This window comes from Acinetobacter sp. Root1280 (genome assembly GCF_001425285.1).
In the GTDB taxonomy this organism is placed as follows: Bacteria; Pseudomonadota; Gammaproteobacteria; order Pseudomonadales; family Moraxellaceae; genus Acinetobacter; species Acinetobacter guillouiae.
The window spans coordinates 56,069-70,127 of the sequence record NZ_LMED01000004.1; the positions used below are offsets into that span (position 1 = coordinate 56,069).

General features: G+C 37.5%; 11 protein-coding genes. 3 read left to right on the forward strand and 8 right to left on the reverse strand.

What is annotated here, in order from left to right; all coding sequences use genetic code 11:
- The first annotated feature begins 186 nt into the window (after positions 1–186).
- Entirely contained in the window at positions 187–1,638 is a 1,452-nt protein-coding gene (locus tag ASC84_RS05760) for a GGDEF domain-containing protein (RefSeq protein ID WP_004721315.1), read from the forward strand.
- A 101-nt stretch (positions 1,639–1,739) separates the two neighbouring features.
- On the opposite strand, the gene ASC84_RS05765 is transcribed toward ASC84_RS05760, so the two are convergent.
- Positions 1,740–1,919: a hypothetical protein gene (locus ASC84_RS05765; RefSeq protein WP_004721316.1), complete on the reverse strand. Its 180-nt coding sequence runs from the start codon at positions 1,917–1,919 to the stop codon at positions 1,740–1,742.
- Between the two features lie 221 nt (positions 1,920–2,140).
- Here ASC84_RS05765 and ASC84_RS05770 point away from each other — a divergent pair, with 221 nt between their 5' ends.
- Entirely contained in the window at positions 2,141–3,376 is a 1,236-nt protein-coding gene (locus tag ASC84_RS05770; RefSeq protein WP_004721317.1) for a pyridoxal phosphate-dependent aminotransferase, read from the forward strand.
- Positions 3,377–3,475: 99 nt separating this feature from the next.
- Here ASC84_RS05770 and ASC84_RS05775 read toward each other — a convergent pair whose 3' ends face one another.
- Both ASC84_RS05775 and ASC84_RS05780 read right to left on the reverse strand, forming a co-directional pair.
- Positions 3,476–3,853 (reverse strand): hypothetical protein, encoded by a 378-nt coding sequence (locus ASC84_RS05775; RefSeq protein ID WP_004721319.1) that lies wholly within the window; start codon positions 3,851–3,853, stop codon positions 3,476–3,478.
- A 229-nt stretch (positions 3,854–4,082) separates the two neighbouring features.
- Positions 4,083–4,979, reverse strand: a complete 897-nt coding sequence (locus ASC84_RS05780; RefSeq protein WP_056512458.1) for an AraC family transcriptional regulator — start codon at positions 4,977–4,979, stop codon at positions 4,083–4,085.
- A 201-nt stretch (positions 4,980–5,180) separates the two neighbouring features.
- On the opposite strand from ASC84_RS05780, the gene ASC84_RS05785 reads away from it, so the two are divergent.
- A complete protein-coding gene (locus ASC84_RS05785; protein WP_056512461.1) occupies positions 5,181–5,876 on the forward strand; it encodes an alpha/beta hydrolase in 696 nt (231 codons plus the stop codon).
- Positions 5,877–6,049: 173 nt separating this feature from the next.
- Here the strand turns inward: ASC84_RS05785 and ASC84_RS05790 are convergent, their stop codons facing one another.
- The 5 genes from ASC84_RS05790 to ASC84_RS05810 all read right to left on the reverse strand — a co-directional run bounded on the left by ASC84_RS05790 (position 6,050) and on the right by ASC84_RS05810 (position 13,915).
- Positions 6,050–7,540 (reverse strand): surface lipoprotein assembly modifier, encoded by a 1,491-nt coding sequence (locus ASC84_RS05790; protein ID WP_056512463.1) that lies wholly within the window; start codon positions 7,538–7,540, stop codon positions 6,050–6,052.
- A gap of 67 nt (positions 7,541–7,607) precedes the next feature.
- Positions 7,608–8,369 carry a Slam-dependent surface lipoprotein gene (locus tag ASC84_RS05795; RefSeq protein WP_056512465.1) on the reverse strand — a complete coding sequence of 254 codons (762 nt, stop codon included), beginning with the start codon at positions 8,367–8,369 and terminating at the stop codon, positions 7,608–7,610.
- 201 nt (positions 8,370–8,570) lie between these two features.
- Complete coding sequence (locus ASC84_RS05800; RefSeq protein WP_056512468.1) at positions 8,571–11,705, reverse strand: TonB-dependent receptor; 3,135 nt, start codon at positions 11,703–11,705, stop codon at positions 8,571–8,573.
- A gap of 674 nt (positions 11,706–12,379) precedes the next feature.
- Positions 12,380–13,393: a FecR domain-containing protein gene (locus ASC84_RS05805; RefSeq protein ID WP_056512471.1), complete on the reverse strand. Its 1,014-nt coding sequence runs from the start codon at positions 13,391–13,393 to the stop codon at positions 12,380–12,382.
- Positions 13,394–13,915: a sigma-70 family RNA polymerase sigma factor gene (locus ASC84_RS05810; RefSeq protein WP_004721334.1), complete on the reverse strand. Its 522-nt coding sequence runs from the start codon at positions 13,913–13,915 to the stop codon at positions 13,394–13,396.
- Positions 13,916–14,059: the final 144 nt, after the last annotated feature.

Below are 14,059 nucleotides of genomic sequence, written 5' to 3' on the forward strand. Positions count from 1 at the left end.
GTCTTTTAAGAATTAAAGAAATTAATTGAAATTAACCAACATCAATGCAAACCCAATAAAAGGATAACCAGCGATCATAAAATACAATAAGTAATAAATAACTTGGATTTTATTATTTTATATCGCTCTTTTTTAGGATATATTTCAAACATTCTAGATCACCGCTCAACACACGAGAATCTTATAATGGAATTTTCTGATTCTTCTATTTTTGATATATCACCTACCCCGATGTGGATAGAGGACTATAGCGAAGTAAGAGAACAATTTAATCAGTGGAAAGGCCAAGGAATCACAAATCTTCAAAGCTTTTTAGAAGAAAATCCAGATCAGATTACGGCTTGTGCACACAAAATTAAGATTCTACATGTCAATAAAAAAACCTTAGATTTATTTGAAGCCAGAAATCAGCAACACCTGTATCAGAACTTAAATATTATTTTTCAGAAAGAAATGCTGCACTCACATATCAAAGAGCTGGTTGCACTTTGGAATGGAGAACCTGAGTTTTCAAATACCACAGTCAATTACACGATTTCAGGCAAAAAATTAGACATCAAATTACGCGGTATCATCATGCCGGGTTCAGAAGCCAGTTTAGACCGGGTTTTAATCACCACTGAAGATATTACGGACTATCAAAATGCGCGCCGTTTAGAAGAAAAAAATCGCCAACTGGCAGAATCTCGCTTTATTTACTCGCCTACCTCGTTGTGGGTTGAAGATTTTAGTCGTGTAAGACTCCGCATAGACCAACTCCGTGAAATTGGTATCGAAGATTTTCGCACCTTCTTAGATGTACATACCGACTTTGTAAACCAGTGTATCGAAGACATCATCTTATTGGATGTCAATCAAGCAACCCTTGATTTATTTAAAGCCAAAGACAAAGAAACCCTGTTTAAAAACTTAAACAAAGTATTTGCAAAAGAGATGTATCAGACTTTCCGTGAGCAACTGATTGAACTCTGGAATGGTAAAATTCATCATCAACGTGAAGCTGTAAATTATGCATTGGATGGTTCAGTACGAAATGTACTGCTCCAATTCACTGTTTTCCCAGGTTATGAACATGACTGGAGTCTAGTGCAAGTTGCATTGACTGATATTACTGCACGGAAAAAAGCAGAAACGTATTTGGAATATCTGGGGAAACATGATGTTCTGACTAAATTATTCAATCGTTCGTTCTATACAGAAGAAATTAATCGTTTAGAGCGTGGTGTACTGCGTCCGACTTCAGCCATTTTTATTGATATGAACGGTTTAAAAGCTATCAATGATCAGTTGGGTCATGATGTTGGTGATGAATTATTGCGACGAATGGGCAATATTCTGACTCGTACCATTGCCAATACAAGTTATACCGCTTCCCGTATTGGTGGAGATGAGTTTGTGATTCTTATGCCTGCGGCAAATGAACAGACCGTCGAATCGATGATTATGACCATTGAAGAATTACTCAATATCGACAATCAATATTATTCGTCACAGCCTATTAGTATTGCCATTGGTTATGCAACAACATCTGCAAATGAAAGTATAGACAATATGTTGAAACGTGCAGATTTATTGATGTATCAAAAGAAAAAAAATTATTATGAATATGTCACGGAAATGTTAAATGGTAGTGCTTAATATTCCACAAGGATAAATGCTATAGCGTTAAGTAAAAGATTCTTTTTAATTCTTTTTATAAAAATAGGTGCATCAAGCACCTATTTTTATATCTCAAACACTTAGCGTTTTCCCATCGAACGGCGTGTACCACGAGGTGGCATCCAAGTACGATCTGCATATTGCTCAGGTTTAGGACGGACGTTGTTGTGGGCAACATCATCATCATTTTCTAAGGATGATGGCATTGGAAATGGTAAATTCACCAATGGCTTCTTTTTGGGAGTATTTTGGGTGCTCATGTGATTCACTCAATTTTAACTGGCTATATTGTACGTAAATTTCAGCTTTGATGCGAGTGCTCTTAAACTTTCGCTTTTATTTGTATTCTCTTGATACATTAATTTCTGCTTTTCATGAATATTTATTGAATTTGCATAGATATTAGACGACCAAACATGAAAAATTAGGCTATGATAATGTGCTTTTTATTTTTTTAATCCCTATAAGAAGGAATAATGCCGTGGACGTACGTCTCTCTGATCGTGTAAATGCCATCAAACCGTCTCCAACGCTTGCTGTTACCAACAAAGCTGCTGAATTAAAAGCTGCGGGTAAAAATGTAATCGGATTGGGCGCTGGCGAACCAGATTTTGACACCCCACAACACATCAAAGATGCTGCTATTACAGCGATTAACAACGGTTTTACCAAATATACCGCTGTTGATGGTACACCAGGCCTTAAAAAAGCAATTATTGCGAAGCTAAAACGTGATAATAATCTTGACTATGCTGCAAATCAGATTTTGGTGTCTTGCGGTGGTAAACAGTCTTTCTTTAACTTAGCACTTGCTTTGTTAAACAAAGGTGATGAAGTCATTATTCCAGCGCCATATTGGGTAAGCTATCCAGATATGGTGATCATTGCTGAAGGTGTTCCTGTCATCGTGAAATGTGGTGAAGAACAACGTTTCAAGATTACACCTGCTCAACTAGAAGCTGCGATTACAGACAAAACACGTTTGGTGGTTTTAAATAGTCCTTCTAACCCAACAGGCATGATCTACAGCAAAGCTGAGCTTGAAGCTTTAGCAGAAGTGCTCCGTAAATATCCTCAAGTTTATGTTGCTTCTGATGATATGTATGAGCCGATCCGTTGGGATGATGAGTTCTACAATATTGCTACTGTAGCTCCTGATCTTTATGAGCGTGTTATCGTGCTTAACGGTGTATCTAAAGCATATGCAATGACTGGATGGCGTATCGGCTATGCAGCAGGACCTGCAAAATTGATTGGCGCAATGAAAAAAATCCAATCACAATCAACTTCAAACCCAACTTCGATTTCACAAGTTGCTGCTGAAGCTGCATTGAATGGTCCTCAAGATGTACTTCAACCGATGATTGAAGCGTTCAAACGTCGTCATGATTTAGTTGTGAATGGCTTGAATGAAATTCAAGGGATTAGCTGCCTACCAGCTGATGGTGCATTCTATGCTTATGCCAACATTCGTCCTTTGATTCGTGCAAAAGGCTTAAAATCTTGCACAGAATTCTCAGAATGGTTGTTGGAAGAAACTGGTGTTGCTGTTGTTCCTGGTGATGCTTTTGGTTTAGGCGGCTATATGCGTATTTCTTATGCGACTGCTGATGAAGTACTTGTTGATGCGCTTGCTCGTATTAAAAAAGCTGCAGATTCTATTGACGGTGTTGATGCAGCAATTGCTTCAATCGCAGCTGAAAAAGCAGCGCAATAAGACGAGATTGGTTTAAATGAAAAATGGGTGTATTGATTACACCCATTTTTTTATCTTTGTTGATCTTACTTATCAACAAGCTTCTATATTTTTTATAAATTAATCTTTGAGTAACAAGCCCGTGGTATTGTCTCCATCATTTCCAGTACCGTAATGATCTATACGTACAGTATCAACTTGTACAGTAGATGTGTTTGCCGCATAGTATTTTTCATGATCGACTAATAATAACCCTGTGGTATTGTCTCCATCATTGCCTGTGCCATAATGTTCAATTCTCGGCTCCTTATTTTGATCAAGCTTTGAATAAGGCACAAGTTTTATTGGCTCTTTCAATAAAAGACCTGACGTATTATCTCCATCGCTACCTGTACCAAAGTGATCAATGCGTATTTCTTGCGTATTTTGATGTGATGCAAAACTTAAACTTGAAACACTACAAAGACCAATAACAGTTAATCTGATTAAAGTTTTCATGTCATTCTTCCCATTGAGATATCATTTCATTCTAGAGGTCGAAACTATACAATTCACGGTCATGGGAATTACATTTATGACATTAACCAATCTAAGCAAGTCTTTAATAAAAATCTGAAATCTAGCCTAAATCTTCAAGTTTTATTGCTGTTCCAGATCAGTTTGGCTAAATACGATTCAGTGTTAAAGCGCGTTTTAAAGCATAAAAACTAACTTTGATCATTTGTATTTATTGATCACTTTGTATCAATGACGCTCTAAATACTTTCGGTGCGCATCCATATGTTTGTGTGAAAGCACGAGTGAATGCTGCTTGTGAGCTATATCCTACTAATTCAGCAATTTGAAAGATATTTTTGTCTGTCTCTTTTAGAAACTGACTTGCCAGTCTCATCCGCCAATTTTTTAAATATTGAATTGGAGAAACACCGACTTGTTCAACAAATTTTTTAGCAAAACTTGAACGAGATTGATGGGTGGATTGAGCCAAATTTTCCACATTCCATGCATAAGCAGGACGATCATGCATTAAAGATAATGCTTTACTAATCGCAGGATCACGTAAAGCGACAATCCAGCTTTTATGTTCGATGGTTGCCTTTGCCAACCAAAACCGTATTGACCACACCAATAGAAGATCGATGATTCGTGAAAGCATCACTTGACTACCAAGGCTAGGATGCTCAAGCTCAAGCTTTATCGCAGCAACAGTCATTGGCACCCATTCTGCAATTTTACCATTATCATTATGCGATGGGACATGAATATAACGAGGCAACCCCTCGATTATGGCTGCACCATAAATTCCGCTGAGTTTAAAAATACAGCTAATCACAGCGGCTGCTTGGTTTTCAGCATCCAACAATTCAATCGTGTGTTCTGCAGTTGAAGGTAGAACAATAATGTCCCCTGCTTTTAAAACCAGATCTAGATTAGAGTTTGCTACTTTAAGTCTGCATGTCGCCTGCTGAACGATATGGATATATGCATAATCCTGTTTAAAGCTTAACTGTTGTTGATCTGTAAATCGCGCGAAGTCATAGATCTCAGCTGATATTTTTGCAAACTGATAAATATCAAAAAATAGATCCGTTAAAGCACTTTTTTCAGCATATTCATCTCTCATTCTTTGTCACAATTCCTAAAAAGTGTTTCTGCAAAAACATTGGTGTTTCTGTTATTGTTAAAGTGAATTTAAACATGAATAATCGTTTATAGAAGCTTTTTTGAGTATAAAAATTACATTCAGTATCTATCCAATCTTTATACAAAAATTCTTCAACCATTTAGCTCAACAAATACAATAGCATTTAGCTAGGAGACACACATGAGTAATAAACCGACAATTATATTCGTACACGGATTTTGGGGAGGCGCTGCTCATTGGAGTAAAGTGGTAACTGAGCTGTCTCACCGAGGATATGAATCATTACGTGCAGTAGAACTCCCGCTGAGCTCACTGGCTGAAGATGTTGAACGAACAAGAAAAATGATTGCGCAAGTTAAAGGAGATGTGCTTCTGGTTGGTCACTCATATGGTGGCGCTGTAATTACGGAAGTTGGCAATCAAGCGAATGTGGTAGGTCTGGTTTATATTGCTGCTTTTGCGCCTGACTCAAACGAAAGTCCTGGTGGCATTACTCAACAACATTTACCTGAGGCTGCACCAAACTTAGAACCAGACAGTGATGGTTATCTCTGGCTTAAAGCAGATAAATTCCATGAAAGTTTCTGTCAGGATTTAACTAAAGATGAAGGGTTTGCAATGGGTGTCACCCAGAAAGCGCCAGTAGCAAGCACTTTTGCCGATACGATTTCCACGCCAGCATGGAAAACGAAACCATCTTGGTATCAAATCTCGACTCAAGACCGAATGATCCACCCTGAAAATCAAAAAGTCATGTCTGCACGCTTAAATGCAAAAAAAGTGATTTCGCTAGATGCAAGTCATGCTTCTTTGGCATCACATCCAAAAGAAATTTCAGACTTGATTGAGGAAGCTGTCAGCTTTCTTGCTCAATAAATGATGAATGAATAGAGGAAATCAATGGATTTCCTCTATATCTTAGACCCATTTAAAACTTAGATTTATTGAAATTCAATTTGGCTATATAAATTTCTAAATTAGAATTCAGTAAGAAGACCACTTTTATACGGTTTCAATTCCTCAAATAGAGATAAAACCTCTACAACACTTTAAAACCGATGCTCCAGCTTTAAACTAACATTATGTTTATCATAAGAATATAGCCACTCTACATTGCTGTTATTTTGATTATATTGATAAGTGAGATTAGGTGTTAAACCATAAAAAGCCCAACGAGGTGCACTTAAAATCAAAGTATAATTTTGTTCAAAATCATGTCGTCTAGCCTCCAACACCGGAGTAAATTTATCAAATTGACGCCAACGGAAAGAACTAAATAAATTTGCGTTAAAACCTGAGTCAAAGTTTTTGGAAAGGCCTAAACGTATGCCCTGTTGCTGATAAGCTGTGAAATATTGCTCTTGGGTATTATGGTCGACAAAATCCAGTCCGCCAAATAGGGTCCAGTTTCTCGGTAAAATTTTCCAAAAGGTTGAATAGACTGAATATTCTACGCCATCTTGGCCTTTATACTGGGAATAATTTATATCTTTCATTTCGGCTTCTAACTTGACAGCTTTGTCGTTAGAGATAAAACGCATCCACTCACCCCTTAGCCCATAGGCACTATACAGCGGGTCGTGGGCATAGTATTTATGTTCAAATACGGGGGCAATCAAGACTTGATTACGTTCGTTGTAATAACTATAACCCGCATTTAAGTTAAAAGTTAATTCATTATAATCTGTCTGCTCTGGGTAAACTTGACCATAGAATAATCCACGCAATGCAATACCATGTTGTCCAGAAAGCGACCATCGTTTAGTTAAGGTCGCTTCATAGTCCAAACCTTGTGCACTGATCGCATCAGGTGTGCCACGCTTTAATTGTTCAACAGGCACTACTTCCTTGGTCACTGGATCAATACCGTAGTAAGTAATAATCTCGTATTTATCGGAAGCATTATTGATATTGCTGGCATAGCGTGAACCAAAAGCCAATGAACCATGCCATTCATCTCGTTGTTTAAGCCCTTTGAGATACATCTCTACGGTTTGACCAATACCTTGGGCAGCGGGATCTGTAGATAGAGCCAGTTGAGATTGAATGTGTTGAAATAACTGTTGACCTTGCTGATTTTTTTGTTGTTCAGTATAGACACGAGCCAGTTCAAGTTGAGTCATTAAATTATTCGATTGAATCTCTAGACTGTGTTTTAGTTTACTCTCAGCTAAACTTAAATTCCCCTGTGTTCGTGCCATGACGCCCTCAGCGAACTCAGTCAAAGCCTGATCATAATTTGGAAATTTTTTATATTTTTCAAGATAGCTTAAAGCCACTTGCCATTGTTTTTGCATCACTGCCAAGTAAAGTGCATATGCAACTTCTGCGGGTTCATCCTTAACCACATATTCTTGACCTTGTATGATCAGATTCGGTAATGCTTGTGTGTTTTTAGGGTCTTCTGATTTGAGTAGTTTCTTATCATTTTGATATTGCTGTTGGCTAATTTCCTGATTTAACCTGATACTGGTATCATCCGCTGCATAAACACATTGTCCACACTGCAATACGGCACCAAGCAATACTATTTTTTTCATCTATAAACTCACCAGATAGAATAAAAAAAGAAAGACTTACCGAAGTAAGCCTTTCTCATTTAAATCATTATTTTTTTCCACCAAAAGCAACGTCATGCACATTATTGTTAAATGTTGCAATTCCAGCTAAGCTGCTTTGGCTATTATAGAATTGACCTGAAACTGTCCCTGCACCAGCTGACGGATTAGTCGTCCAAGATGCATTTGAACCACTAATCGTTGCGTCGTTATTAATTGTTGCAGTACCCAAATTAAAGGTACGTGAACTATCGCTCAATGAACCCGTTAACTGTTTGGTTGCAAAGTTAGCAGTAAAAGTACCTGACAATAAATTAGAGCCATTATAATTATTGACACCTTGAACACTATAATTTGCAGTACCTGTAGGCGGTACGCTGGTATCCGCATCTTTACCATTGTAATAAACAGTGTGTGTTGCTGGATCAACCGTACCTAAACGCTTACCGCTGGCATCTTTGGCTTCGGCATTCCACTCACCAAACCAGACGTCTTGTGTAGGCACTTGTTTATAGTTAGCATAACCAATCCCAGCATGAGACGCTGGAAGCCCAGGTAAGTACGGGCTTAGACGTACAACACCATTGCCATCTGCATAGCCATTAAAACCTGAGAATGCAACAATTGCACCGTTATAAAGAGTGTTAACACCAAAACCAACACCTGAGTTTGGATGAGTCGGTCCAAGTGAACCTGTAGAACCAACTACAATGTTACCAATATCACTTGATTCACCTACAACAGCTGCTTGTGCAACACCGACTAAACCAACAGATAGTAAAATAGCCAATGAGATAGATTGAAGTTTCATTTTAAGTTCCTCGATTTGAGTTTAAAGTTTTATCATTAAGAATAAAAACAAAAGTCTTAATGATTATCATTAAAATAAAACATGTGCTGCACTGATTTTAATATTTAAATTCAAGTGTAAAATCAAGGAGTACGTGTCTTATTTTCCACACATTTATTGCATTTGGTGTGCAATAAATTCGGTTAATTACCTCTAAGTTCCTTAAAACTTATGGGTAATGCTTAGCTTAAATGTTCGACCTGGTGCTGCAATTGCCGAACGAGTTAATGGATCAATATAGAATTCGTCAGTGAGATTAGTCCCCACCAGTTCAAATAAGGTGTCTTGTTTAAGTCGATAATTGATATAAGCATCCACAATGGTCATTGAGTTCCATGCCAAAGGGGTATTGGCGTAATAACTCATCTCTATATCGTTATAGTTTTTCGTTTCAGGATTTTCATACTTATGGTGATAACTCGCACGAGTTCCGACTTCAAGTTTTTGATCAAAGAATCGTCCACCAAGTGTTAAATTAACTGAATATTTTGGGGTTGCCATACTGACTAAATATCCGCCTACAAATCCATCATCAACACAACGATTTAATAAAAACTGGTGGCTCGCCCCTAGAAGCATCGCTGAGTTTTCATCACAAACTTTATTTTTAAAACGATAATTGGCACTTAAGTCAGTAAAGAAACGCCCATTGTCAAAGCGACTTTGCAGTTCTAATCCTTCTGTGGTAAGGCTATCGACATTGCTAAATGCCAAAGTTGGACTACGTTCAATCGCATTCTTGGTTTTGTTATAGTAATAAGCCAACTTAATATCTGCATAACTGCTATTTTTAAATAACTCAGATAGATTATGAACATAGGCAAGTTCATAATTTGATGCATGCTCTGGTTGCAACTTATAACCACTTAAGGTTCCAGAAAACCCAAGCGTGCTTTCAAACATACTTGGCATTCTATAAGCTTCGCTATAACGTAAATACATTCGACTATTGGGGCTAAAATTAACCGTTGCTGAAGCTGTCGGTGTCCAACCATGATCTTTGCTTTTTTGCACACCTGTTTTTGTTAAGTCAATATCTTCATAACCGCTAGGAATGCCACTACCAGAATAATATCCATAATCCCGACCTTGTACTAAGGTCCCATTTAAAAAGGGATTATTGGCAATGGTTAATTTTCCACGGTTATCCATTTTGTAATCAATTTTATTAGATTTCTGATAAATTCGACTTAAAATTCGAGCCTGCTTGCGCTCATCAGTCCAACCTTCCGCTAAAGCAAGAGCCTCTATACTTTCTCGTGTTTGCTGTTCAAGTTCTGGTGTCATATTTGGGCGTTTAGTAAAATAAGTCATACTTAATGCCGTGGCTTTTTTAATCAGGCTAAACTGGGGATCACCCGCATTGACTCGTTCATTAAGAAAATCATCAAAGGCCCAATAGTTTTGATATCTTGCACCTGCGTTTAAATTCAGCCATGAGACAGGTTGATAGTCAAAGTTAAAATTAAATTCTTTTTCTTCTCGACGACCTGCTCTCGGTAACATCCTATAACCCGAATTTGTTCCGTTAATATTCGGGTCTTTATAAATATCATCCGAACTGAGTTTTTCTTTTTGAAAACTCCCCCCAACAGTTAAACCCAGATTAGACAGCAATTTAAACTTATTACTTAGGGTCATTCCTTGGCGAGTATTGTCTGAATTTGCGGTAGCACTGTTCACAAAAACACCCAAGTTTGCATTGGTATCATTGGGAAATCCACCTGAACTATAGGTATGACTCTTGGTATCAGTCCGCCAAATATTGCCGTAGAAATCGACTAAATTATTATTTTGAGGTTGATATTTGTATTCCATATTATAGGCTTTAGAGTCGATATGACTTAAAGGCCATTGTGGTACCCCTGCTTTATTTTTGACGACTTCACCCCAAGCAATTCGTGAAGGTAAAATTTCTCCATTGATGATTGAACTGTCCCGATAACCGAACTCTAAACGCTGTTCATCTGTAGGTTTCCACGCCGCTTTTAACAAATAAGATTCTGTTTCAAGGGATGTATTGGGAACTTCTGTACCTCCTGGGTAAACTTTGGCAAGGTATGGAACGTAATTAAATCGTCCTGTGGCAGGTTTATCATAAAAATCACTGCCATTTTTCCCTGCAAAGTGATTGCCTTTATTACGATAAGCATAAGCAGCCAAAACTTCAAAATTATCACTACGTCCTGCCAAAGCAATACGTGTTGCAACATCATCGCCTGAATAAATATTATTTTCTTTATTTTGTCGTGCTACTTTAAATAAGGATGGATCATAATAAGGCTCGAACACTGGATTGCCTTGCCAGTCCGTTCCTGTAGCTGGATAATTTGGATTATCGTAAATGCTTTGACCAGTTAATAGTTGTGGTTCTCTAGGTTTCACTGCATTGCTGCTGGTTTCTACTTTTATCTCCCCACCAAAATTTTTACCTTCCTTTAAAACATCATCTACAGCTAGAGTATGAATAACGACCGCACCACCCACACCTGTATTTACATTGCGTGTGATGGAAGGCCCCTTAATGACTTGTAGCCCACCGATTAAATTAGGGTCAATATAACTCCGATTATTAGCACCGTTATAGCCACGCCATACAGTGAGTGCCTGTTCTGTCCCATCAATAAGGACAGGAACACGTCCTGGTCCTTGAACACCGCGTATACTTGGATCTAAAGCACCACTGTTTCGGGCATCACCACTGTATACTCCGACCATTCCCTTGAATAAGTCTGCTGGCTGAGCGCCTTTATATCGTTCTATTTGCTCTTTGCTGGCATAGACGCTAGAAATATCTTGATCATAAACATCATTCTGCCCTTTTGTATCGCGACTGACAGTGCCAAAAACAGTCATTGGGCTAAGTTGTACGACATTTTCTTGATCAGCTATCATCGGCTGAGATTGTACTGGAATGGGTCTAATTTCAGCTTTATCCACATGCTTCAATATATAGCCATTTCCAACTTTCACCACAGTAAACTCGGTTGCTGCTAAAATATGTTGAAAGCCGTTTTCTAAATTATATTGTCCGCTTAAACCTAAGCTACGTTTACCTTTAAGCTGATTTGCATCAATTGCAATCGAGGTCCCCGCTTGCTCGGCAAAGGTATTCAGAACACTGGCAAGTGAACCCGCTGGAATATGATATGACTGCGTTTCTGTACTGAGCGCATAACTGCTTTGTGTCGCGACTGTTGTTGCTACACCCACACAAACGAGATGAATCGCCAATGCCAATGATGTCACTTTGAAAGAATATTTTGGATGCTTTTGACCGCAAACAGCTTCACTCATTTTACGCCCCAGTAAATGTAAATAAGAATCATTCAATATATTAAATTAAATGTATTCCTAATATTTGCTTCTACTTACTATGACGTACAAGAATTGAAAAAGTGGAACCGTTTATTCAAAATAAATTTAAATTATCTATCTTTTATTTTTCCAAGATTATTATTGATTATATTTATCCATCATTTTTAAAAACGATATGCAAAGTCAGCCTTTCATAAACTCAGACACAAGAATATAATTTCTCTTAATTAATATTTTTAATTAAATCAATTGTATAGGAAAATAAATTGTTTGATTATAAAAAGTTTGCAATGCCACAACTTACATTCAAAGTTTAAATATCTTTGCGTAGGCGATGCCTCACTTTTCAGAGATGAAAAGATGACAAAAATCTTTTGTTTGGCGAGGGGTACGTCCTATACCCCCGCCAAACGGCGACATCCATGTCGCCCCACGGTAAGATCACCATCTAGGATTCAAAAGCACAAAAAATGAATTGTTAACCAACAGTTTCTAAAAGTTCATACAAAACATAAGTTTCATTCATGATCAATGACTTGATGTAAATCACTTGTATGAATAATTAGAAGATTTGATCATATTTTATCCTAAAATTTTAGGTCTAATTTAAAGCTAAACAGCATGATTCAAACCAAGTGCTTAAATCATGATGTTTATTGCAAAGTCACAACTGTGAAATATGGGGTAATTTGATAGACATTTAGCTGAGGGAACACACTGCTTAATAATTGCAATGCACTTTCGGTATGATCTAAAGGCAATACAGCATTGACCTTAATTTGCTCTAACTTGGCAGCGTTAAATATAATTTTTTCTTTGCTGTTTCGATTCAACTCATTTAGCACTTTTGACAAAGACATATTTTCAACAATCAAATGCCGTTGATTCCATTTCTGCTGTTCATTGTATAAATTAAAAGTATGTATAGGTTGTATACCATTTCGATCAAGTATGACTTCTTGCCCTGCTGTCACAATCACAGAAGATGCTTTGGTTTGATCTTCGTCTTGTTTCGAGGACTGAACTTTCACTTTGGAATGTAGCATTTTAAGACCAGTCGCATCTGGCTGATATTGAACACTAAATGCAGTTCCCAATGCTTCAATTTGACCATGTTGGGTTTTGACAATAAAAGGACGGGCTTTGTCTTTGGCCACATCTACAAATATTTCCCCTTGAACCAACTCCACAACACGCTGATTTGCTGAGAAGTCTAGATTAACCGCACTCTGACCACTGAGTTTAAGTTGTGAACCATCTGCTAAAGTTTGGGTTGCCCATTCTCCCGCATGATTTTTAATATCAGCGGTTAGATATGACACTGGATGATAAATAAAATAACTATAAATGCCACCTATACAACACAATATCACCGTTAAAATTCCACCATAGCGCATATTTTTTTGCTTGCGGGCACTATGTAAACCTGTTTTTAATACAGATTGGGTCATTTTCTGTTGTTGTGGATTCTGTACCAGTTTTTGAATCGAAGTAATATATTGCTCGATATCTTGAGCAATTTTTTGGCGTTGTGGACTCTTGCTTTTCCAAGCATCAAAATCTGTTTGCGCTGTTCTTTTGAGTAAGTCATCATCGGTACTCAGCAGCACAATCCATTCCGCTGCTTCTTCGATTAATTGTTGCTTACTCTTCTCTTCTTCAATCATTTACTCAAACAAATCCTTCTCTTGTTTCAGTGCGTAGCATTGCACAAGGCAAGTTGCTAGATATTTTTGAATCATCTTGGTTGAAACACCAATGATTTCTGCAATTTCTTTATGGGTTAAACCTTCAAAATAATGGAGCACAAAAGCTTGCTGTGCTTTTTCAGAGACGCGTATCAAAGCCTGACAAATCTGGTCAATCGCTTGAACAACCTGAAGTTGATCTTCTGGCGAAGGAATTGTATCCAGCATATATTCCATCTGACTTAATTCATTCAGATAGGCTTGCTCTATGCGCTTACGGCGCACCTGATCAATCATTAAATTTCTAGCAATGGTCACCAGATATGCACGAGGTTCTTTTACTCCAAAAAGTTCATCACGCGTTTGCAGAATTTTAATAAACGTATCTTGTACCAAATCTGCAGCTTGCTCACTATTGCCTACTTTTTTTCTAAGCCATTGATGCAACCAAGATTGGTGATTACGGTACAATTGATCTACAAATGCAGGATTTTTGTTCACAATAGGATCAACTCTTTGATGGTCTGTTAAATGATAATAATTATCATTTAAATGTCAAGACACTCTGAGAGAAATTCCCCGTATATATGATTATTTTTTAGTTCATGCACATCCTTATGTTCTATTTGATCGTTTAATATACTT

Excerpts from the sequence above, each read along its gene's own strand:
- ASC84_RS05795 (WP_056512465.1), bottom strand. The coding sequence starts at position 8,369 with ATGAAACTTCAATCTATCTCATTGGCTATTTTACTATCTGTTGGTTTA.
- ASC84_RS05805 (WP_056512471.1), bottom strand. The coding sequence starts at position 13,393 with ATGATTGAAGAAGAGAAGAGTAAGCAACAATTAATCGAAGAAGCAGCG.
- ASC84_RS05765 (WP_004721316.1), bottom strand. The coding sequence starts at position 1,919 with ATGAGCACCCAAAATACTCCCAAAAAGAAGCCATTGGTGAATTTACCA.
- ASC84_RS05800 (WP_056512468.1), bottom strand. The coding sequence starts at position 11,705 with ATGAGTGAAGCTGTTTGCGGTCAAAAGCATCCAAAATATTCTTTCAAA.
- ASC84_RS05775 (WP_004721319.1), bottom strand. The coding sequence starts at position 3,853 with ATGAAAACTTTAATCAGATTAACTGTTATTGGTCTTTGTAGTGTTTCA.
- ASC84_RS05790 (WP_056512463.1), bottom strand. The coding sequence starts at position 7,540 with ATGAAAAAAATAGTATTGCTTGGTGCCGTATTGCAGTGTGGACAATGT.
- ASC84_RS05780 (WP_056512458.1), bottom strand. The coding sequence starts at position 4,979 with ATGAGAGATGAATATGCTGAAAAAAGTGCTTTAACGGATCTATTTTTT.
- ASC84_RS05760 (WP_004721315.1), top strand. The coding sequence starts at position 187 with ATGGAATTTTCTGATTCTTCTATTTTTGATATATCACCTACCCCGATG.
- ASC84_RS05785 (WP_056512461.1), top strand. The coding sequence starts at position 5,181 with ATGAGTAATAAACCGACAATTATATTCGTACACGGATTTTGGGGAGGC.